This window comes from Endozoicomonas sp. ALB032 (genome assembly GCF_049310125.1).
In the GTDB taxonomy this organism is placed as follows: domain Bacteria; phylum Pseudomonadota; class Gammaproteobacteria; order Pseudomonadales; family Endozoicomonadaceae; genus Endozoicomonas_A.
In genome coordinates this window covers 5451752-5472460 of sequence record NZ_JBLYNW010000001.1, presented here as the reverse complement: position 1 = coordinate 5472460, position 20709 = coordinate 5451752, and the positions used below count along the sequence as shown (strand labels likewise).

Annotated in this window: 11 protein-coding genes, 4 tRNA genes and 1 pseudogene; 15 read left to right on the top strand and 1 reads right to left on the bottom strand. The window is 44.4% G+C overall.

From position 1 onward, the window contains the following. The first annotated feature begins 397 nt into the window (after positions 1-397). The 6 genes from ACO6VG_RS20005 (at position 398) to ACO6VG_RS19980 (ending at position 10842) form a co-directional block, all read left to right on the top strand. The gene (locus ACO6VG_RS20005; protein WP_422475283.1) at positions 398-3313 is read left to right on the top strand and encodes a hypothetical protein; all 2916 of its coding nucleotides are present in this window, start codon (positions 398-400) and stop codon (positions 3311-3313) included. Beyond that, positions 3310-3555, top strand: a complete 246-nt coding sequence (locus ACO6VG_RS20000; protein WP_422413639.1) for a hypothetical protein — start codon at positions 3310-3312, stop codon at positions 3553-3555. Before ACO6VG_RS20005 ends, ACO6VG_RS20000 begins: the two co-directional genes overlap by 4 nt. Before the next feature lie 389 nt (positions 3556-3944). Continuing rightward, positions 3945-6962, top strand: coding sequence for a hypothetical protein (locus ACO6VG_RS19995; RefSeq protein ID WP_422475281.1), 3018 nt, complete (start codon positions 3945-3947; stop codon positions 6960-6962). Between the two features lie 211 nt (positions 6963-7173). Next, the gene (locus ACO6VG_RS19990) at positions 7174-8301 is read left to right on the top strand and encodes a hypothetical protein (RefSeq protein ID WP_422475279.1); all 1128 of its coding nucleotides are present in this window, start codon (positions 7174-7176) and stop codon (positions 8299-8301) included. A 163-nt stretch (positions 8302-8464) separates the two neighbouring features. After that, entirely contained in the window at positions 8465-9568 is a 1104-nt protein-coding gene (locus tag ACO6VG_RS19985) for a hypothetical protein (protein WP_422475277.1), read from the top strand. 170 nt (positions 9569-9738) lie between these two features. Then, complete coding sequence (locus tag ACO6VG_RS19980) at positions 9739-10842, top strand: hypothetical protein (RefSeq protein WP_422475275.1); 1104 nt, start codon at positions 9739-9741, stop codon at positions 10840-10842. A gap of 91 nt (positions 10843-10933) precedes the next feature. On the opposite strand, the gene folD is transcribed toward ACO6VG_RS19980, so the two are convergent. Beyond that, on the bottom strand, positions 10934-11788 hold the full coding sequence (gene folD / locus ACO6VG_RS19975) for a bifunctional methylenetetrahydrofolate dehydrogenase/methenyltetrahydrofolate cyclohydrolase FolD (protein WP_422133929.1): 855 nt from the start codon (positions 11786-11788) through the stop codon (positions 10934-10936). A 359-nt stretch (positions 11789-12147) separates the two neighbouring features. On the opposite strand from folD, the gene ACO6VG_RS19970 reads away from it, so the two are divergent. From ACO6VG_RS19970 to ACO6VG_RS19930, 9 genes and pseudogenes are all read left to right on the top strand, one after another. Continuing rightward, positions 12148-12224, top strand: a tRNA-Pro gene (locus ACO6VG_RS19970). A 54-nt stretch (positions 12225-12278) separates the two neighbouring features. Further along, a tRNA-Arg gene (locus ACO6VG_RS19965) sits at positions 12279-12355 on the top strand. Positions 12356-12388: 33 nt separating this feature from the next. Then, positions 12389-12464 (top strand) — tRNA-His (locus tag ACO6VG_RS19960). A 70-nt stretch (positions 12465-12534) separates the two neighbouring features. Then, positions 12535-12619: transfer RNA gene (locus tag ACO6VG_RS19955), tRNA-Leu, on the top strand. A gap of 230 nt (positions 12620-12849) precedes the next feature. Further along, on the top strand, positions 12850-14208 hold the full coding sequence (tig, locus tag ACO6VG_RS19950; protein ID WP_422133928.1) for a trigger factor: 1359 nt from the start codon (positions 12850-12852) through the stop codon (positions 14206-14208). A 164-nt stretch (positions 14209-14372) separates the two neighbouring features. Next, a complete protein-coding gene (clpP, locus tag ACO6VG_RS19945; protein WP_422133927.1) occupies positions 14373-15011 on the top strand; it encodes an ATP-dependent Clp endopeptidase proteolytic subunit ClpP in 639 nt (212 codons plus the stop codon). A gap of 326 nt (positions 15012-15337) precedes the next feature. Continuing rightward, positions 15338-16627 carry an ATP-dependent Clp protease ATP-binding subunit ClpX gene (gene clpX / locus ACO6VG_RS19940; RefSeq protein WP_422133926.1) on the top strand — a complete coding sequence of 430 codons (1290 nt, stop codon included), beginning with the start codon at positions 15338-15340 and terminating at the stop codon, positions 16625-16627. A 561-nt stretch (positions 16628-17188) separates the two neighbouring features. Beyond that, complete coding sequence (lon, locus tag ACO6VG_RS19935) at positions 17189-19582, top strand: endopeptidase La (protein WP_422137112.1); 2394 nt, start codon at positions 17189-17191, stop codon at positions 19580-19582. A 530-nt stretch (positions 19583-20112) separates the two neighbouring features. Next, positions 20113-20391 (top strand): annotated as a pseudogene (locus ACO6VG_RS19930) (HU family DNA-binding protein); the annotation flags it as partial. Between the last annotated feature and the right edge of the window lie 318 nt (positions 20392-20709).

Here is a 20709-nt window from a genome sequence, read left to right as displayed (position 1 = left end):
TAATCGACTTGATATAATAATCTTTTCCTGCTTCCGATTTTTACCGCTTTATCAGGAAATCCCATTACTCGAACTCGTAGCAGCCTATTTTAACTGATTCAGCTACTGCCTGAGCGCTCAACCAACAACACCTACCCCGCAAGGCTTGGGTGGGGTTTATTAAAAATTCTGGTTTGATCTTCATTGGCAACAGGTGTTCCACATTCACGTCTTTTTCCGGGGCCGACAGAGTTGTCAACATAGTGACAGAAGAGTGATGCGACGTTTATAGTAACTTGGCTGCGAATTTTAAAGGTTTTTTCGATAGATATCAGAACAGGTGAGAAAAAATAAAACAACTTCAAATTTAAGGTCTATTGTTATCCCTGCTTAATAAAATTTGTAGGCAAACCCAATTATGAAAACGGCAAGGCTTCTCGCTATGACACGCCTGTTTCTTTTATTCATCCTGTCTGTCATTTTACCATTTGCTGGTCACAGTTTTGCTTATAGTAACCTGGTGCGCTGGCCAGATTGGGGGAGTTCTTCCAAAGACATTGTGAAGCGGGGCGAGGTATCAGGGATAATTAACAAACTGTCGTTTATCGGGAGCAATCCGCCCCTTCTTCTTACTTATCATCGCAAGATGCTTGAAGAGAGCGGTCAAACAGTTTCTGAACTGGAGAACAATCAGCTTTATATTATCCTCGATAGCCAACCGGGCGACCTGTTTAATTTTTGTTTCAGGACGCCCCCCGCATCTTCGACTGGAAATTTTCCCTCCCCTCCTGTAATTAAGAAGACTGTATCTCATCAGGGTATGACGGATATACAAAATGGAAGAATGAGACGGGTCGAATCGGCACCAGACAGTGGTTTCCGGCAGCATGAGTACTCGGCCAGATGGCGTTTACCGGCAGGTAATCAGTCTTTGGTTCTGGCCATTGAAGACAATGATAATGGGTGGGTTATAGAACCGGAATGTAGCGGTATTTTTTCAGAAAGCGCTGCTTTTAAGTCGTCATCGGGCAGCAGCACATTCGATAGCAAAAAAGCATCATTTGTCGATATTTTTTACCTTAATAAACAGGCTGTAAAACATGGGCCTGATATTCCTGAAGGCAGCAGCCGTTTCAGTGGGCCTTTTGCGATACCCGGAGCCTCTGATACTGCTGATAACAGCGAGCCATACATAAGCTCTGGCGGTGGTAGTTTTGGTGGTGGCGATAATTTAGACGATTTATTCAAGAAAAAGCCAGGAAATGGGATGGCTCCTCTTTACTCTTTCGAAGTAACGAGTGAGCCATTCAGTAGAATGATCCTGATGCCTGTTCCTGGCGCAGTCGGCCAGACCGCAAAAAAACAGATTTGGGATAACCGGATTGTGCTCAAAATCAAGCAGGGTTGGAATGAGCAGGCGATCATTATTTCGCAGGAACTTTGGAATAAGATAAGGGGGGCAAATCTTGAAAGGAGTTCAGGGCTTTTTCTGGCGTTGTCCAGAAATCCTGATAATCCTGAAGCTGCATTTTATCATTACCTGAGCAGTCACCCAGCACAGCCTTTGCAGGCAGAAGACTATCGTCGTTATGCACAGCAAGAGTTCATTTTAAGTCCCAAACAATTACGCAGCGTGACCGTTTTTCCGGGTACTGTTCCTACAGGGATAGGCCATTCTGGAGGAACCGGAACCAGTCAGGCTGAAAATCAAAAGGGTGACGTTAATAGGACTCCGCCTACCAATACGCAGTTTCAAAGTGGCGATGGTCATCAAGATCAAGGCAGCAGAGGTGGAAGTGGGAGTGGAGGAGACGATGGGTCAGATGGATCACCAGACAGTGGGTTATGCCAAAATTGTAATAAACCGGTACTGGCTTTCGATAAATGCAAAGAATGTCTGGATCGTGAATCCAGTGTACTTGAGCAGGATCCGATTGAAGAACTGCTTCCTGCAATAAGACAATATGAGGGAAAGCCTGTGTCAGGAGCCAGTGTTGTTGAGCTGGTATCGACTGGAGAACTGCTTCCTGCAATAAGTCAAAATAGGGAAGTACCTGTATCAGGAACAAAAGATGCTGATACTTCAGCAATCCAGGTATTTGAATGGTTCAAAATGTTGGAATCAAATGAAAGTCAGAGAGAAGATTGTTTTCGCATTAATGATTACTATAAGTTCCCAGAGCTTTATAGACTTTTAACTCAAAGTTTTATGTCAGATAAAAATACGCTACGTAAATTTCATTCGAAATGGGTTGAGTTTTTAAATGGCAGTCTATCTCTTTATCACCTTATTTCAGATGTGGGGGAATTGGCAAAATCTCAGGGAATTGAAGATTATGTTGAAGTGGCAAAAATTGTTAAAGCACTTGCTGTTTACAGGGATGACTTTGAGAACGAAATCGGTTTGAAACAATTCAGAAACGAATTGCTGAACTACTTAATGAGAAATGATTTTTTCGCTTCTGATGACCCAGGTAAAGTTTTTTATCCAGGATTAGGTCGCCAGGAAAAAGCAGAGTTAATTAATAATATTTATCAGATATTTGAAAAAACGAGTCGACCTCTACAGAGTGAAAGATTTCCATCGAGATTTACAACAATATCAATGTTAAATAAATTTGCCAGAGATGTTTATGCTAAGTATGGTTTTGGTCTTCCGGATCTGGAAATGGAATATGAGGACACACCAGGAATTCTTATGTGGGGCTGTGGGAGTAGTGGTGAATATTCTTTTATTACTCCATATAACAAAGATTTTATAAGTGGAATCATTAGTCAATCACTTCATATGCTGGCATTAGGAGTTACTGCCAATGAATATTTGGATTTTGGTGCTGTTGAAGCTATGATTACCGCCTTTGTTCTTATAGGATCAATGCACGGACAACGTTTAAATGATATGTTCCCTGAATATGCCAGTTTTACGAAAGATTTACCCAGTGAGCAACTTGAGCTTTTAAGCGCTTTTAGCATTAAAGCCCATGAAGCGCTTGTTAAGGTTCTGGAACAGGCTGGATCAGAAAAAAAAGACAAATTTATACGTAGTATGTTTATGATCTTTGGTATGGTTCCTGAGAAGCTATCGGATGAGCTGTTAGATGAATCATTGGATCCCGAACCTGTTCCGTTAACGCAAGCCGCTGCACATGCAGACGCATATCCACAGGATCATGAATCAGAAATAAGCGCGCTACAGCCTCTAACCTTGAATTCTGATACAGCGGAAATCCTGGATGTGTGTTCCAGACTCGATATCGATTGTTCCTCATTTGTCAAAAAAAGCACACCACAGTCTGTAACTTTGGACTCTACCGTAGCCAAGAGGAACTCTTGAATATTGGTTTTAAAATAGATATTGATTGGCAAAAATTTGCCAGAAATACCGGTGTTCTTAATGAAAAACATATAATAGAGATTGATAAAGCTAACGTTGGGTTTGATGATAAGGCAGGGGCAATGATGGAAAAATGGAAAAGCATGAAATTTCGGATTACCTTCAATGACTTGCTGGATGTTTTTGCACTAATCGGACGATTTGATCTTATAACCGAGGTAGTAGATCGTTATCATTTGTGAAATTGTTGACTTTTTATCCGGCTGGCTCCCCAAGAGAACTAAAATGGCTATCCCTGTATTTGGCTAATCGACCGGATATAATAATCTTCTCCTGCTTCCGATTTTTACTGCTGTAGCAGGAGATCCCATTACTCGAACCCGCAGCAGCCTGATTTGACTGATTCAGGTACTGCCTGAGCTGTCAAGCAACAACATTGATTTTGTTAGTTTAGGGGCAAAGTGATGGCGACGTTTAATAGTAGTTTGGCTGCTAATTTTAAAGGTTTTTTCGAGAAATATCAGAAAAGATGGGAATAGATAAAACAACTTCAAATTTAGGGTCTATTGTTATCCCTCCTCAATAAAATTTGTAGGCAAAACTCATTATGAAAACGGCAAGGATTTTCGCTATGACTCGCTTGTTTCTGTTGTTCATTCTGTCTTTTATTTTGCCACTTGCAGGTCACAGTTCTGCTTATACCAGCCTGTTGACTTGGCCAGATTGGGGGAGTTCTCCCAAAGACACTGAGAAGTGGGGTGAGGCATCAGGAGAGATTAACAAACTGTCGTTTATAGGGAGCAATCCGCCCCTCCTTCTTACTTATGATCGCAAGACGCTTGAAGAGAGCGGTAAAACAGTTTCTGAACTGGAGAAAAATCAGCTTTACATCATCCTCGATAGCCAACCGGGTGACCTGTTTAATTTTTGTTTCAGGACGCCTCCTGCATTATCGACAGGAAATTTTCCCTCCCCTCCTGTCATTAAAAAACCTCTAACGGGTCAGGGTATGATGGATATACAAAATGGGAGAATGAGACGGGTCGAATCGGCACAAGACAGTGGTTTCCGGCAGCATGAGTACTCGGCCAGATGGCGTTTACCGGCAGGTAATCAGTCTTTGGTTCTGGCCATCGAAGACAATGGTAATGGATGGGTTATTGAACCGGAATGTAGCGGTATTCTTTCAGAAAACGCTGCTTTAAAGTCGTCATCGGGCAGCAACGCATCTGATAGCAAAAAAGCATCATTTGTCGATATTTTTTACCGTAATAAACAACCTGTACAAAATGGGCCTGGTAAGCCTGATGGCAGCAGCCGTTTCAGTGGGCCTTTTGCAATACCCGGAACCTCTGAGACTGCGGATAACAGCGAGCCTTACATAAGCTCTGGTGGTGGCGGTTTTGGTGGTGGCGATGATTTAGGTGATTTATTCAAGAAAAAGCCAGGAAATGGGATGGCTCCCCTTTACTCTTTTGAATTAACGAGTCAGCCGGTCAGTAGAATGATCCTGGTGCCTGTCGCCGGCGGGCAGACCGTAAAAAAACAAATTTGGGATACCCGGATTGTGCTCAAAATCAAACGGGGTTGGAATGAGCAGGTGATAATTATTTCGCAGGAACTTTGGAATAAGATAAGGGGTGCAAATCTTGAAAGGAGTTCAGGGCTTTTTCTGGCATTGTCCAAAAATCCCGATAATCCGGAAGTTGCATTTGAGCATTTCCTGAGCAGTCAACCGGCACAGCCGTTACAAACGGAAGACTATCGTCGTTATGCACAGCACGAGTTTATTTTAAGTCCCAAACAATTACGCAGCGTGACCGTTTTTCCGGGCCATGTCCCCACCGGGATCAGCCGCTCCGGGGGAAGCAGTGAGGCTGAAAAACAAATGGCCGACCTTAGTGAAACCCCACCTGCCAATACCCGGTTTAAACAAGACAATGGTCGTGAAAGTCAAGGTAGCCGAGGTGGAAATGGGAGTGGGGGCGACGATGGGTCAGGTGGATCTTCAAACAATGGGTTATGCCAAAATTGTAATAAACCGGTATTAGCTTTCAATAAATGTAAAGAATGTCTGGATCGTGAGTCTTGTGTACTTGAGCAGGAACCGGCTAAAAAACGGCTTCCTTTAGTAGGAAGAGTTAGGAAAATACGAGCGTCAGGAATCAAAGTGGTAGAACAGGAGGCGACTGAAGAACAGCCTCTTGCCACTAGACAAGATAGAGAAATACCGGTGTCAGGAACAAAAGATGCTGATACTTCAGCACTCGAGGTATTCCAATGGTTCAAAAATTTGAAATTAAATGAAAGGCGCAGAGCAAATCTTTTTCACACTAATGATCACTATATTTTCCCAGAAATTTATAACCTTTTAACTCATAGTTTTTTTTCAGACAAAAAAACTCTTAGTGATTTTCATTCGAAATGGATTCGTTTTGTAAAGAACAACTTGTCACTTTATGATCTTATTTCAGATGTTGGTGAGTTGGCAACATCGCAGGGAGTCGAAGAGCATCTCGAGGTGACGAGAATTATTATAGCGCTTGCATTATATAGAAATGTATATATAGACGAAGTTGCGCTGGTGCGATTCAAAAACGAATTGCTGAACAGCCTGGTGGATAATAATCTTTTGATATCTGATGACTCAGACCAAGTTTTTTATTCAGGGTTAGTTCGCGAAAAGAAAGTGGTGCTAATTAATTCTATTTATCAGCTTTTTAAAAAGACGGGGCGTCTACTACAAGAAGAAACTGTTCCGTCGGGATTTAAAACAATAGAAATGTTAAATAAATTAGCCAGAGATGTTTATGCTAAGTATATTTTTGGTTTTCCGGTTATTGATGGCCGAGGGTTTGACATTATTATGTGGGGCTATCCGAGCCAAGGTCAATATTCTTTTATTACTCCATCTAACAAAAATAATTTGCTTGAAATGCCTGATCATCAAACACTTCAGGGACTAGCATTAAATGTTTCTGGCGATGGATCATCAAAATGTGAAGATGTTAGGGGCATGTTTACTGCTTTAGTTCTTATAAGATCAATGTTATCGTATCGTTTAAGTGGTATATTTCCTGAACATAGTCTTTTGGCTGAAGAGCTACCCAGTAAAGAACTTGAGCTTTTGATGGATTTTACCCTTAAAGCCAGAGAAAAGCTTGTTGAGGCATTGGAGCTTAGTGAGCCAGAAGAAAGAGACGAATTCATTCGTAGTATGTTTTTGATCTTTGGTATGGTACCCAAAGAATTATCTGATCTATTGTCTTGGGAAGTTAATCACGAATTTTTTCCGTTAACGCAAGCCGCTGAGTATGTATCGAAACATCCGCGGTATCATCCATTTAAAACAGGCACTCCACAGGCGGTAATTATGAAAGCTCCTTTACCACTGGGAGAATTGCTGAATATTGGTCTTAAACTAGGCAAAGATTGGAAGAATTTTGCCAGACAAACGGGGGTTTTTAGTAATCACAACCTAAGGAGTATTGATGATGATATCGATGAAGATGATGGAAAGGCAATGGAAATGCTGGAACGATGGAAAAAAAGGAAAGTTGGACTTACCTTTAAAGACTTACTGCTTGTTCTTGAAAAAATAAAACGAAATGATCTCAAGCGCGAAGTAATGGATCGTTATGGTCTTTGAAACTATTGGCTTTTCAGCTTGTTCCCATGCTTTTTGGCTCTGTAGCTTGTAGCGTGGGAACGAGTTGTTGTAGTTTTGTGACAGTCTTCAGAACACGGGGTTAAGCGGCATATCTGATAAAGAATCTGAATGTTTTTGTCAGGATTTCTTGCGAAGATGTTAGTAAGAATATTGAACAAATATCAAAACTGAGACTCTTAAATAGTCTGAGATGAAAGAGTTAGAGGGTTATACAATGTACTCAAACATAAATATGGAGGCTAGTGGCTCCTTTGCTGCTACAAATAATTGTCCAAATAACCAGGCAAAAGAGCCGGTAACGTATCAGGGTCATACCCTAGTCAGTGTGGAGTCTGTAGTCGGCTCTGATTTACCAGGGGTGAGTGCCTGTCAGCAAACCTCCATCAGGTTAAGAAAATACACCGCTTATGATCATCCTTTAAGTCATGTCTTTAAACATATTCAAGATGTTATTTCAAAAAAATATGGAATCACTGTTGGAATCAATAAAGACAGGCTTGTTTTTGATTTAACTAAAAAAATCAATGAAGAACAGGATCTGCTTTTAGAATTTGGTGAATATCATCCTTTAGTCTTAAGTGCCTTCAATGGTACGGATATTCCTGATTTAATCAGAGCTGAAAGGCTAATTCCTATTGTTCTGAAAGGTGATAGTAAAAGTCAATTCATTTTAGAGTTTAAGTATTTTCCTGGGGCCTACGTGCATACTCTTTATGGAGAAGAGACGCCACTTAAAACACTATCTATTATGCCCTTTTATAATCCTGAAGCATTAAACGATGTTGATAGTTCTATGTTAAGGCTGGATATGTTTGATGTGGGGTTCATAGATGGCTCGCCACGATACATTTTTACTACAGGCATTTACCCCTGCATTTGTGTTGCTTTTTTTGATAAATCTCTAAATAAGGTGCTACTTTGTCACTTCGCTGGTACAGATTTTTTATCTGAAAAACTATCAGAAATTTTTGATTTTTGCGATCAGCAGAAAATGAAAAGCCTTGAATGCCATATTGTTGGTGGAGAATGTGAGTTTCTAGGTCAGAAATACGGTTTTTTAGATTTAATTGACTTTATATCCGCAAAAGGTGTTCCCATAAAACAGATGTTTGTTGGTGATAGTAAAGACCGTCCAAAATCGGTAGTTATAGACACCAGGGATATGAGCTTGTATGGGCTTCCTTTTAGTGATCTTGATTTTCCTGCAAGCAGCCAAGACATGTATGTATCGAAAAAGAAACTTAGGCGTATAGCAAAGATGCCTCTCATAACGAAGAATCATAGCCTTTCATTATTAACGGCTGGTCTGGATGCCTGATTTAAACTGAAACGAGTGGAAAGGGCAGCCTTCGTGACACAGTATGTTCAAAGACTGGAGGGTATTGTCGGCCTTTCTTGCAATGTTGTTAGTAATAAAAGTGAACGATTCTCGAAATAAAGTCTCTAAAATAACTGAGTGATTTAAGATTGAGGAATTATATATGGACCCAAGAACAGGCTTGCATGAAAGCTGTGTGTTTGCTTCCATAGATCACACTTCAAACAACCAAATTAAAGAGCAGGGAAATAATAAGGGGCATACTGTTTTGAGTGTTATGCCTCTGGTTTCGTCTGGTTCCTATGGGATGAGTGCCTGTCAGAAAACTCCTGTCAGTTTAAGAAAATACACCGCTTATGATCATCCTGGGAAACAAGTCTTTAAACACATACAAGATGTTTTTTTAGAAAAAACCGGAATCCCTGTTGTCGTCAATAAAGGAAGGCTTGCTTTTGATTTAACTGAAAAAATCATTGATGATCAGGATGGCTTTTTTACATGCTCAGGGTGTTATGCTAAATTAGGACATCTATTTGATGGCACAGATATCCCTGATTTAATTAGATCTGAAAGACTAATTCCTGTTGTTCAGAAAGGTGATAGTGAAAATCAAATGCTTTTAGAGTTTAAGCATTTTCCTACTGCCTATGTCCATACTCTATATGGAGAAGAGACGACTCTTAAAACACTACCAATTGCACCTTTTTATAATTCTCAAGCTTTAAATGACGTTAATACTTCGATGCTGAGGGTAGATGCGTTTGAAGTGGGGTTTAGCGATGGCTCACCACGATACATTTTTACTACAGGTCTTTACCCCTGCATTTGTGTCGCTTTTTTTGATAAATCTCAAAATAAAGTGGTACTTTGTCACTTTGGTGGAACAAGTATTTCACCCAAAAATCTATCAGAGATCTTTGATTTTTGTGATGAGCAAAAAATGAAAAGCCTTGAGTGTCACATTGTAGGCGGTCAATATAATTATCTAGGTCAGAAAAACGGTTTTTTAACTTTGATAGATTATATATCTTCAAAAGACGTACCCATAAACCAGATGTTTGTAGGAGATACCAAAGATCGCCCAAAATCTATAGTCATAGATACCAGAGACATGAACTTGTATAAGCTTCCTTTTTGTGAACTTGATTTTCCAGTAAGCCACTATGAAATGGATTCAACAAAGGAAAAGTTCAGGCATATGGCAACGATGCGTCTCATAACAAAAAAACACAGTCTTTCATTATTGACAGCTGGTTTGGATTCCTGAAGTGAATTGAAACTGATACAAGTCAAAAGGGCACCCTTAGTGGCACGCTAAGGATAAAAAAACTGGAGGTGTAACTATGTCAGACATAGTTGCAAAGTTGTTCGTAATGAGCGTGAACGACTGCCGAAATCAAGTCGCTAAAGTAGCCGAGTAGTTTAAGGAATTGTATTATGGACCCAAAAGTAGGCCTGGATGCAGACCTTGTTTTTACTTCTATAAAACACACTTCAAATAACCAGTTAAAAGAACAGGTAACACATCAGGGGTATTCTGTTGCGAGTGTCGAGCCTGTAATCTCCCATGGCGATCAGGGGATGAGGGGTTATCAACAAACACCTGTCAGTTTAAGAAAATACTCTGCTGATGATGATCGTAGAAGTCATCTATTCAAAAAGATTCACGATATTGTTTCAGGAAAAAAAGGAATTACTGTTAGCATGAATAAAGATAGGCTTATTTTTGATTTGACTAAAAGAAATAATGTGAATCAGGACAACTATTTTAAAGATGGTGAATATCACGCTTTAATCGGAAATGCATTCGAAGGTACAGATATCCCTGATATAATCAGAGCGGAAAGGCTGATTCCTATTGCTCGGAAAGGCTATAAGGAGAAACAATTAACTGTAGAGCTCAAGGTTGCTCCTGAGGCCTACGTCCATACTTTGTATGGTCAGGAAGTGCTACTTGAAACGAAGCCTTTTACCCCTTTTTATAATCCCCGGGCATTAAGGGGTGCTGATACCTCTATGTTAAGAGTCAATATGGATGAATTGGGGTTCACAGATGGTTCGCCACGATATATATTTACCACGGCTCTCGCTCCCTGCATTTGTCTTGCTCTTTTTGACGGGTCTCAAAGTAAAGTGCTACTTGGTCATTTTGGGGCTGCTGATTTTTCATATGAAAAGCTGTCAGATATTTACGAGTTTTGTGATCAACAACAAATGAGAAGCCTCGAGTGTCATATTGTCGGTGGCTGGTATCAATATTTAGGTATGGAAAACGGTTTTTTGAGCTTGATCGATTTTGTATCTTCAAAAGGTATTCCCATAAAACAGTTATTTGTCGGTGACACCCCAGATCGTCCAATGTCCGTAGTTGTAGATACTAAGGATATGAGTCTGTACGGGCTTCCTTTCAAAAGCCTGGACTTTCCGACAAGTATTGTAGAAAGGTTCAGAGCAAAGAAAGAACTCAAGCGCTTAGCCAAATTGTTTCTCCTGACAAAAGATCATAGCCTTTCACTATACACATCTGGTTTGGATGCCTGATGCGAGTTAAAAGTGAAGTGCGAAATAAGGACATTGATACAGAGTAAAGAAGCTCCGGCCTGTTTAACGGAGCTTTTCAAACGTTGCGCGGTCAGTCGTGGAGGTGTTCCGCTGCGTAAAGTGTGTTTTCCAGCAGAGTGGCCACGGTCATCGGGCCCACACCGCCTGGTACAGGCGTGATCCAACTGGCTCTCTGCTGTGCCGTTTCGAACTCGATATCACCTACCAGTCGACCGTCGTCCATACGGTTAATGCCGATGTCGATGACTATTGCACCTTCTTTAACCCATTCACCTTTGACCAGTCCTGGTTTGCCAACGGCAACCACCAGAATCTCGGCTCCGCCTACAACCTCTTTGAGGTCGTGGGTAAAGCGATGAGCTGTTGTTGTTGTGCAGCCTGCCAACAGTAATTCCATGGTCATGGGGCGGCCAACGATGTTGGATGCGCCAACGATCACTGCATTTTTGCCGCGAATGGCTTCACCGGTACTCTCCAGCAGGGTCATAACACCTTTTGGTGTGCAGGGGCGCAGCATTGGGATGCGTTGAACCAGACGGCCAATATTATAAGGGTGGAAACCATCTACGTCTTTGTCAGGACGAATGCGTTCTAATACAGGGTCGCAGTTGATGTGCTCTGGCAGTGGCAGCTGAACCAGGATGCCATCAATGGCCGGGTCCTCATTCAGCTGGTCAATAAGGCCCAAAAGGTCTGCTTCGCTGGTAGAAGCAGGCAGGTCATGAGAAACAGAGTGAAAGCCAACACGTTCACAGTCACTTCTTTTTTTGCCTACGTATACCTGGGAGGCAGGGTCGTCACCCAGCAGAACGACAGCAAGACCCGGTACCCTGAGTCCCTGTACAATCCGTTGTTTGACGCGTTCAGCAATGGAATCTTTCAGTTTTTCGGCAATGGCCTTGCCGTCAATGATTCTAGCGGTCATGGTTCTTGGTGGATGCCTGTTAAGCGGACGAGTTGCCCATTTTATCATGGAAGTTCTTTATTGTTCATGAATTGAATAGGTCGAAGATACCTATAGCTATTAGATGGAGTTCTCCTGGAGTGCCGAATGACCCGGGTGATTGTTTTCGGCTCAAAAAATGAACGTTTCGAGTCTGGTCAGTCTGGTACTCCTGTGTTAGATTGTTTGCCGTTGGAAGCAAGGCGGAGCTCAAGTCCGGCGACTCGTTGATGGCTCAGATGATTGAATTAAATCGACGTTGACGAGACACTCTCTTCTGGGTAATATTCGCCGCGCTGCAACGATCAGCACATTGGATTAACAGAAAGTTATCCATAACTCGGGGTATAGCGCAGTCTGGTAGCGCGCCTGCTTTGGGAGCAGGATGTCGGGAGTTCGAATCTCTCTACCCCGACCAGATTAATCACTGGTTAAAATGTTCTTAATGTTTAGACGAGTGATGACTTATGATGCGCCCGTAGCTCAGCTGGATAGAGCATCCGCCTTCTAAGCGGATGGTCGCAGGTTCGAATCCTGCCGGGCGCGCCATAATTAACTGTCTCGAAGAGTCGGTTATTGCTGGTGGGCGTAGCTCAGTTGGTAGAGCCCCGGATTGTGATTCCGGTGGTCGTGGGTTCGAACCCCATCGTCCACCCCAGTATGAAAAAAGGGTTTAAGCCCGATATTTGGTTTGTCAAGAGTTAAGCAGCATCAGTAAAGTGCTGTAAGCGGATGTGGTGGAATTGGTAGACACGCTGGATTTAGGTTCCAGTGCCGTGAGGCGTGAGAGTTCGAGTCTCTCCATCCGCACCAGTGAACGATACGGGGATAAGCTTGCTTATCCCCGTTTTTGTATTGGAGAAATAGCCTGTTTGAGCCGGGCATTCTCTCTGCAACTAGTCCGCAGTCCCAGCTCGCTGGTGAGGCGTGAGAGGGGCAGGGGTCTGTTTGTATGATCCGGGGTGCAACCTATAAGTACTTTTGCTAGTCTATGCGCCTTTGTTCCATACGTACTGCAACTCAGGTTTTATTGAGGAACGCAAATGCAAGTCTCCGTAGAAACGACTTCCGGTCTGGAGCGTCGCCTGACAATTACAATCCCAGCCGACAAGATCGATGGGGAAATCAACAAGCGACTGCAGGATCTGTCTCGTCGTGTTCGCCTGGATGGTTTCCGTCCCGGCAAAGTGCCTATGAAGGTCGTTAAGCGTCGCTATGGCCTGGGTGCACGTCAGGAAGTGCTCGGTGAGCAGATGCAACAGGCGTTTGTAGAAGCGATAACCCAGGAAAATTTGAATCCTGCAGGTGCGCCCCGTGTTGAACCCAAGAATGACGAAGAAGGCAAGGATTTTGAATTCGTAGCCATCTTCGAGGTTTATCCGGAGATTGTAGTGGGTGACTTCGCAGGTGTTGAAGTTGAGCGCCCGGTCGCTGAAGTTTGCGATGCTGATATCGATGAAATGGTAGAAACTCTGCGTGCTCAGAGCAAAACCTTTGAAGATGTAGAGCGTGCTGCTGAACTGGGTGACCAGATCGTATTTGATTACGTGGGTTCCTTTGCTTCAGGAGAGAAAGACGGTGAAGAGTTTGACGGCGGCAAGGCTGAGAATGCCACTCTGGAGCTGGGCTCTGGTCAGATGATTCCGGGCTTTGAAGACGGTCTGGTTGGTGTTTCAGTCGGTGAAGAGAAGACGCTGGAACTGACCTTCCCGGAAGACTACCACGCTGAAGAGCTGAAAGGGCAAGCCGTTAAGTTTGCCTGCAAAGTGCACCAGGTGCAGGCTGCCACTCTGCCAGAACTTGATGAGGCATTCTTTGAGCGTTTCGGCGTAGCTGGGGGTGGCGAAGAAGCTTTCCGCACTGAAGTTCGCAAGAATATGGAGCGTGAACTGCGTCAGGCTATAAAGAGCAAGGTTAAGAATCAGGTAATGGACGGTCTGCTGACTACTCACGAGATTGAGGTTCCTTCGCCACTGGTAACTCAGGAAATCGACCGCATGCGTGAACAGGCTGTTCAACGCTTTGGTGGTGCTCAGGGTGGTTTCGATCCCAGGCAGTTGCCTGCTGAACTGTTTGAAAAAGATGCCAGGAAGCGTGTAGCTCTGGGTCTGCTGATTGGTGAAATCGTCAAGCAGCGCGAAATCAAGGTTGATGACGATCGCGTTCGCGCCATGATTGAAGAAATGGCCTCTGCTTACCAGACACCACAGCAGGTTATCGACTGGTACTACAGCAACGAAGAGCAGCTCTCTGAAGTGAAGTATGTTGTTCTGGAAGAGCAGGTAGTAGATACTGTTCTGGAAGCAGCCAAGGTTTCTGATAGCGAATGCAGCTACCAGGATGCAATCAAGCCAGCTGCTCCTGCTGAAGAAGCCGAAGCTTCCGAAGAACAGCTGGCCTGATCAGGGCGTCGTCTAAGGTTTTGACGCGCGCTGCCGTATTAACGCCTTGTGTGCGTCGATAATGTTAGTCACTGTATCACTACAGTGGTTAAACCATGACACGTTTCGCGACCCGCTCTATGCGGGTCGTTCCTCTTCGACTTGGCAAGGAGTTAAGACAGGACATGTCCAGACTGATCGAAACGCAATCCGTGGCAATCACCAATTCCGGCCTGGTTCCAATTGTCGTTGAGCAGTCCGCCAGAGGTGAGCGTTCTTACGACATATACTCAAGGCTACTCAAGGAAAGAGTTATCTTCCTGGTGGGTCAGGTTGAGGATCACATGGCCAATCTGGTTGTGGCTCAGCTACTGTTTCTTGAGTCAGAGAATCCAGACAAGGATATCCATCTCTATATCAATTCTCCGGGTGGGTCGGTTACTGCCGGTATGTCTATTTACGACACCATGCAGTTTATTAAACCGGATGTTTCAACCATGTGTATCGGGCAGGCCTGTAGCATGGGCTCACTGCTTCTGGCGGCAGGTGCTAACGGAAAACGTTATGCACTGCCTCACTCCAGAGTGATGATTCATCAGCCGCTGGGTGGTTTTCAGGGACAGGCGTCTGATATTGCTATTCACGCCCAGGAAATCATGACCATCAAGGAACGTTTGAATCATGTGCTGGCCAAGCATACCGGACAGCCCATGGAAGTGGTTGAGAAAGATACTGACCGTGATAACTTTATGAGTGCCGAACAGGCAATGGAATACGGCCTGATTGACAAGGTTCTGAGTAGTCGCATTCCGACTGACAAGTAAAAGCGTGGAGTTTGAACGAAAATAGCCTCGAGCTGTCTATTCTTGTTCAGACTCCCGAGTACCATCTGGCAGAAACAGATTAAAATCAGGCAAAGGTGGACAGTGAGTGCTTTTGTGGAGGCAGTCTCAGTATTGGTAACAGATTGCCCCAATGTGAAGGAGTAAATTGAATCCATGACAGTTTCTGCCTGAGGCATGAAAAATAGGTCTGACTAACCTCTCGTAGACCATTTTTCTGTAATTTCTCCTGTTTGACACTTGAAAATACGTCCCAATGCCTGCATCTTGTTTTTATGACAGGTGTTGTTCCTCCAACAGGTAATCGAATGACCGACGAAACTAGCGGCAAGGGTGAAGATAACGGCAAGTTGCTGTACTGCTCTTTCTGCGGAAAAAGTCAGCATGAGGTGCGCAAGCTCATTGCCGGCCCTTCCGTATTTATTTGCGATGAGTGTGTTGATCTGTGCAACGACATCATCCGTGAAGAAATTCAGGACAGTGAAACAGAGACTTCCTCTGACAAGCTGCCGACACCCCGGGAAATCAAGGATATTCTCGACGAATATGTGATCGGTCAACCGCGCGCTAAGAAAGTGTTGTCGGTTGCTGTATACAACCACTACAAGCGCCTGCGATATGGCGATAAGAAAAAAGATGATGTAGAGCTGGGCAAGAGTAATATCATGCTGCTCGGGCCTACCGGCAGTGGTAAGACATTGCTGGCCGAGACACTGGCAAGGCTGCTAAATGTGCCCTTTACTATTGCCGATGCCACCACTCTGACCGAAGCAGGTTATGTGGGTGAAGATGTTGAAAATATCATTCAGAAGCTGCTACAGAAGTGTGACTACGATGTAGAGAAGGCCCAGGTGGGCATTGTTTATATTGATGAAATTGACAAGATTTCCAGAAAGTCTGACAACCCCTCAATTACCCGTGATGTATCCGGTGAAGGTGTTCAGCAAGCCCTGCTCAAGTTGATTGAAGGTACCGTTGCTTCCGTTCCGCCACAAGGTGGTCGCAAGCATCCTCAGCAGGAGTTTCTGCAGGTAGATACCTCCAATATCCTGTTTATCTGTGGTGGTGCCTTTGCCGGTCTGGATAAAGTGATTCGGGACCGCACTGATAAAGGTGGTATTGGTTTCTCGGCGGAAGTGAAGAGCAAGGATAGCAAGAAGGATCTGAGTGAAATCTTTAAAGAGGTTGAACCGGAAGATCTGGTTAAGTTTGGTCTGATTCCGGAGTTTATTGGTCGTCTGCCAGTGATTGCCACGCTGGAAGAACTGGATGAAGCTGCTCTGGTTCAGATTCTGACCGAACCAAAGAATGCTCTGACCAAGCAGTATTCAAAGCTCTTCGAAATGGAAGATGTCGATGTCGACTTCCGTGAAGACGCTCTGCGTGCAGTGGCTAAGAAAGCTATGGAACGAAAGACGGGTGCCCGTGGTCTAAGGTCCATTCTCGAAGGTGTTTTGCTGGACTCCATGTACGACATACCGTCAGAGAGGACGGTTTCCAAAGTGGTCATTGACGCTTCCGTGATTGAAGGCAAGTCTGAACCGCTTATGATTTATGAAAACACTGGAGCACAGATGGCAGCATCTGACGACAGTTGACTATAAGTTCGCATTTTTACAGAACCGGGAACCCTGTCAAATGGCAGGGTTTCTTTTTCCTGGGAGCAAATCCACAACCGACCAAAATAGCGGGATTCTGGTAAAACGCTTATTGCTTTATTTTTTCAGTGTTGGATTACATAGGCCCAGCTCTGATGGGGATGACAGAAAAATACAAGAGATACATTGCTCTTGACAGACTTCAAAAACTGTTACATTAACGAATTTGGTCAGCGTTATTGTGGTACTAAGGTCTATAAATTTTACTTGCCGGGTGGGTAGAGAGTCTTGTAAAAAATCAGATCAGTGGCTGTATAGAGAATTGATCGAAAGAAGTTGCGAAGATAAGCTTCTCAATCATGAAAATCTACCACAGTTGGAAGCAATAAACACTATTGTAATTTCCACAAAAAAGAAGCATCTTAAACCTTAAGCCAACGGTGCTGCACGTTTACAGGATGTTGCCCGTTGTGAGCCGTTCCGGAACATTATAATACCGGAGTCATGTAAGTAGAAATGCCGTAAGGGGACTGAGTCATGGATAAAAACGATACTTTGCATCTGTCAGAGCCCTTTGAGCTGCCATTGCTGCCTCTCAGGGATGTGGTGGTGTATCCGCACATGGTGATACCGCTTTTTGTCGGGCGTGAGAAATCCATACAGGCCCTTGACCTTGCCATGGAGCAAGATAAGAAGATTCTTTTGGTGGCCCAGAAAAATGCCCAGGTCGATGATCCGGTCGTAGACGATATTTTTCAGGTGGGCACACTTGCCAGCATTTTACAGCTTCTAAAGTTACCCGATGGTACCGTCAAAGTTTTGGTTGAAGGTGAGGGCCGTGTCACTATCAATCGTTTGGATGAAAGTAATGATTATGTTACGGCGGAAGTTCAGGAATTCATTGAGCAGGAAGTCAGTGAGCGCGAGTCGGAAGTTCTGACCCGGTCATTAATGTCCCAGTTTGAACAGTATGTTCAACTGAGCAAGAAAGTGCCTTCTGATGTACTGACGTCCCTGACAGGAATCAATGTGCCCTCCAAGCTGGTTGACACTGTCGCCGCTCACATGCCCATGAAGATTGAGGACAAGCAGAAAGTGCTTGAAGTCGAAGATTTGGGTGAGCGGCTGGAATACCTGATCGGTATTATGCAGGGTGAGCTGGATTTTCTGCAGGTTGAAAAGAAGATTCGTGGCCGTGTCAAAAAACAGATGGAGCGCAGTCAGCGTGAGTACTATCTGAATGAGCAGATGAAGGCTATCCAGAAAGAATTGGGTGATATGGATGAGACGCCTAATGAGTTGGAAGAGCTGAAACAGAAGATTGATGATGCAGGTATGCCTGTCGAGGCGAAAGAGAAGGCCATAGCAGAGCTCAGCAAGCTCAAGATGATGTCGCCAATGTCCGCTGAAGCGACTGTGGTCCGTGGTTATATCGACTGGATGATTGCTGTACCCTGGAAAAAGCGCAGCAAAGTTCGTCATGACATGAGGCGTGCTCAGGATATTCTTGAAGCAGAACACTATGGTCTGGAAGAGGTGAAGGAGCGTATTCTGGAATACCTGGCAGTACAGAAACGTGTTCGCAAGATAAAAGGTCCTGTTCTGTGTCTGGTGGGACCTCCCGGTGTTGGTAAAACCTCTTTGGGCGAGTCGATTGCCAGGGCTACTAATCGTAAGTTTGTTCGTATGGCTCTCGGTGGTGTTCGTGATGAAGCGGAGATCCGTGGCCACAGAAGAACTTATATTGGTTCCATGCCCGGCAAGCTGATACAGAAAATGGCCAAGTCCGAAGTGCGTAACCCGCTTTTCCTGTTGGATGAAATTGACAAGATGGGTTCTGATATGAGGGGCGATCCTTCTTCAGCTTTGTTGGAGGTGCTGGATCCCGAGCAGAACAACTCATTCAACGATCACTATCTGGAAGTCGACTATGACCTCTCTGATGTCATGTTTGTTTGTACCTCCAACTCCATGGATATCCCGGCACCACTGCTTGATCGTATGGAAGTGATCCGGATTCCGGGTTACACCGAAGATGAAAAAGTGAATATTGCCCAGCGTTATCTCGTCACCAAGCAGATCAAGAACAGTGGTCTCAAGGCTGGTGAGCTGGAGTTTGAGGAAGACGCCATACGTGATGTCATCCGTTACTTCACTCGGGAAGCAGGCGTCCGGGGGCTGGAAAGGGAAATTGCCAAAATTTGCCGTAAGGCGGTTAAGGATGAAGCACTTTCTGCTCAAGAGCGTTACGATACAGTGACCCCTGAATCACTGGAATATTTCCTGGGGGTTCGCAAGTTCAGCTTTGGTAAGGCGGAAGATCAGGATCAGGTGGGTCAGGTAACCGGACTGGCCTGGACCCAGGTTGGCGGTGAGCTGCTGACTATTGAGTCAATGGCGGTGCCTGGGAAAGGGCAGATTACCAAGACGGGTTCTCTTGGGGATGTTATGCAGGAGTCTATCCAGGCTGCCCTGACTGTCGTTCGTAGCAGAGCCCATTCACTGGGAATTCCTCAGGATTTCCACCAGAAGAATGATCTGCACATTCACGTTCCTGAGGGAGCTACGCCCAAGGATGGTCCAAGTGCCGGTATCGGCATGTGCACAGCTCTGGTTTCTGTACTGACTGATATTCCAGTCAAGGCCGATGTTGCCATGACCGGGGAAATCACTCTGAGAGGGCAGGTGCTGGCCATTGGTGGTTTGAAAGAGAAGCTTTTGGCGGCACATCGAGGTGGTATCAAGACGGTCGTTATTCCGGAAGAGAATCGCCGGGATCTGAAAGAGATTCCGGAGAATATCAAGGAAGACCTTACGATCGTGCCGGTGAAGTGGATTGATGAAGTGCTGGAGATTGCCTTGCAGTATATGCCAACTGCTGACAATGAAGAGCCTATTAAGGATCTTGAAACCGAGGCTGCATCTGGTAGGAGACGTTTAATCAAGACCCATTGAGCATACTGATCCTATTAAAACAACAGGCTGGTACAAGAGTACTGGCCTTTTTTTTGGAGTTAGTGCGCAGAGGCAGTATTGGCGGTTGTTGCCGCTGTTGACAGTTCCCATAAGGCATTGGTATAAACAGCGTCTGCTGTTAAGTAGGCTCTTGTGGGTTTTAGGAGCCTGAGAATTATCCGTTTCGGATACAATCTGCAACTCGTTTGATGCTGTTTCGCTTTTTTGCCCTGTTCAATTCTTTCAGATGGAAAGTCAGAGGGTATTTCGAAGTCGTTGTGGCCGTTCTGTAATAAACGGGGAGCTGTTGTTAACTGTTTGATTGGAACATACGATCAGATTAGGCAGAAAACGGCAGAAATTACCGGGTAACCTGCGCTATCGCTTGAGTTTTCAGCTAAAATCACGCAGCATAGCAAAGCACCCGTCAGGTATGGTATCTGGGGCAGTCAGACTGTCTTCAGTACCAACAAGCTATTTTTGGTTATAGCTATTTTTGGCTATAAAAGCATCGTACAAAGAAGGGGAATAGAGTGAACAAGTCCGAGCTGATTGAAGCAATTGCGGCATCTGCTGACCTTCCCAAGGCTGCCGCTGGTCGTGCCCTGGACGCCATGATTAACTCTGTCACCAATGCACTTAAAGATGGTGAACAGGTCGTCCTGGTTGGTTTTGGTACATTCGCTGTTAAAGAGCGTGCGGCTCGAACTGGCCGTAACCCTCAAACCGGTGAGCCTATTGAGATTGCTGCTTCCAAGATCCCTAGCTTCAAGGCTGGTAAAGCTCTCAAGGATGCGGTTAACAGCTGATAGCGCGCCTGGGATGAAGTCCTGAGACTTCAACAAACCACAAAGGAACTGTGGCAAGAATCTGCAGTTGTTTTCAAAAAGGCTGTTAATTTTTTGCTGCTTTCCGAAAAGGCGCATCTTAAGATGCGCTTTTTTTGTTGGTGAAGCCTGAAATTCTGAAACTCCGTTTTACGGGTCAGGGGATAAAGGTCATACCAGCAGCACCTGACACTACGTCTCAAGAGCTCATTCTCAAGAGCTTACAGAGAGGTAAGTGATGTCATCGTAACAGGGCTCGAACATCAGGTTCGTGTCTCTATGAATATAAAGCTAAAGCGA

Bases quoted from the DNA above. Each gene is read 5' to 3' on its own strand.
- ACO6VG_RS20005 (WP_422475283.1), top strand. From the start codon at position 398: ATGAAAACGGCAAGGCTTCTCGCTATGACACGCCTGTTTCTTTTATTC.
- ACO6VG_RS19995 (WP_422475281.1), top strand. From the start codon at position 3,945: ATGACTCGCTTGTTTCTGTTGTTCATTCTGTCTTTTATTTTGCCACTT.
- ACO6VG_RS19990 (WP_422475279.1), top strand. From the start codon at position 7,174: ATGAAAGAGTTAGAGGGTTATACAATGTACTCAAACATAAATATGGAG.
- ACO6VG_RS19985 (WP_422475277.1), top strand. From the start codon at position 8,465: ATGGACCCAAGAACAGGCTTGCATGAAAGCTGTGTGTTTGCTTCCATA.
- ACO6VG_RS19980 (WP_422475275.1), top strand. From the start codon at position 9,739: ATGGACCCAAAAGTAGGCCTGGATGCAGACCTTGTTTTTACTTCTATA.
- folD (WP_422133929.1), bottom strand. From the start codon at position 11,788: ATGACCGCTAGAATCATTGACGGCAAGGCCATTGCCGAAAAACTGAAA.
- tig (WP_422133928.1), top strand. From the start codon at position 12,850: ATGCAAGTCTCCGTAGAAACGACTTCCGGTCTGGAGCGTCGCCTGACA.
- clpP (WP_422133927.1), top strand. From the start codon at position 14,373: ATGTCCAGACTGATCGAAACGCAATCCGTGGCAATCACCAATTCCGGC.
- clpX (WP_422133926.1), top strand. From the start codon at position 15,338: ATGACCGACGAAACTAGCGGCAAGGGTGAAGATAACGGCAAGTTGCTG.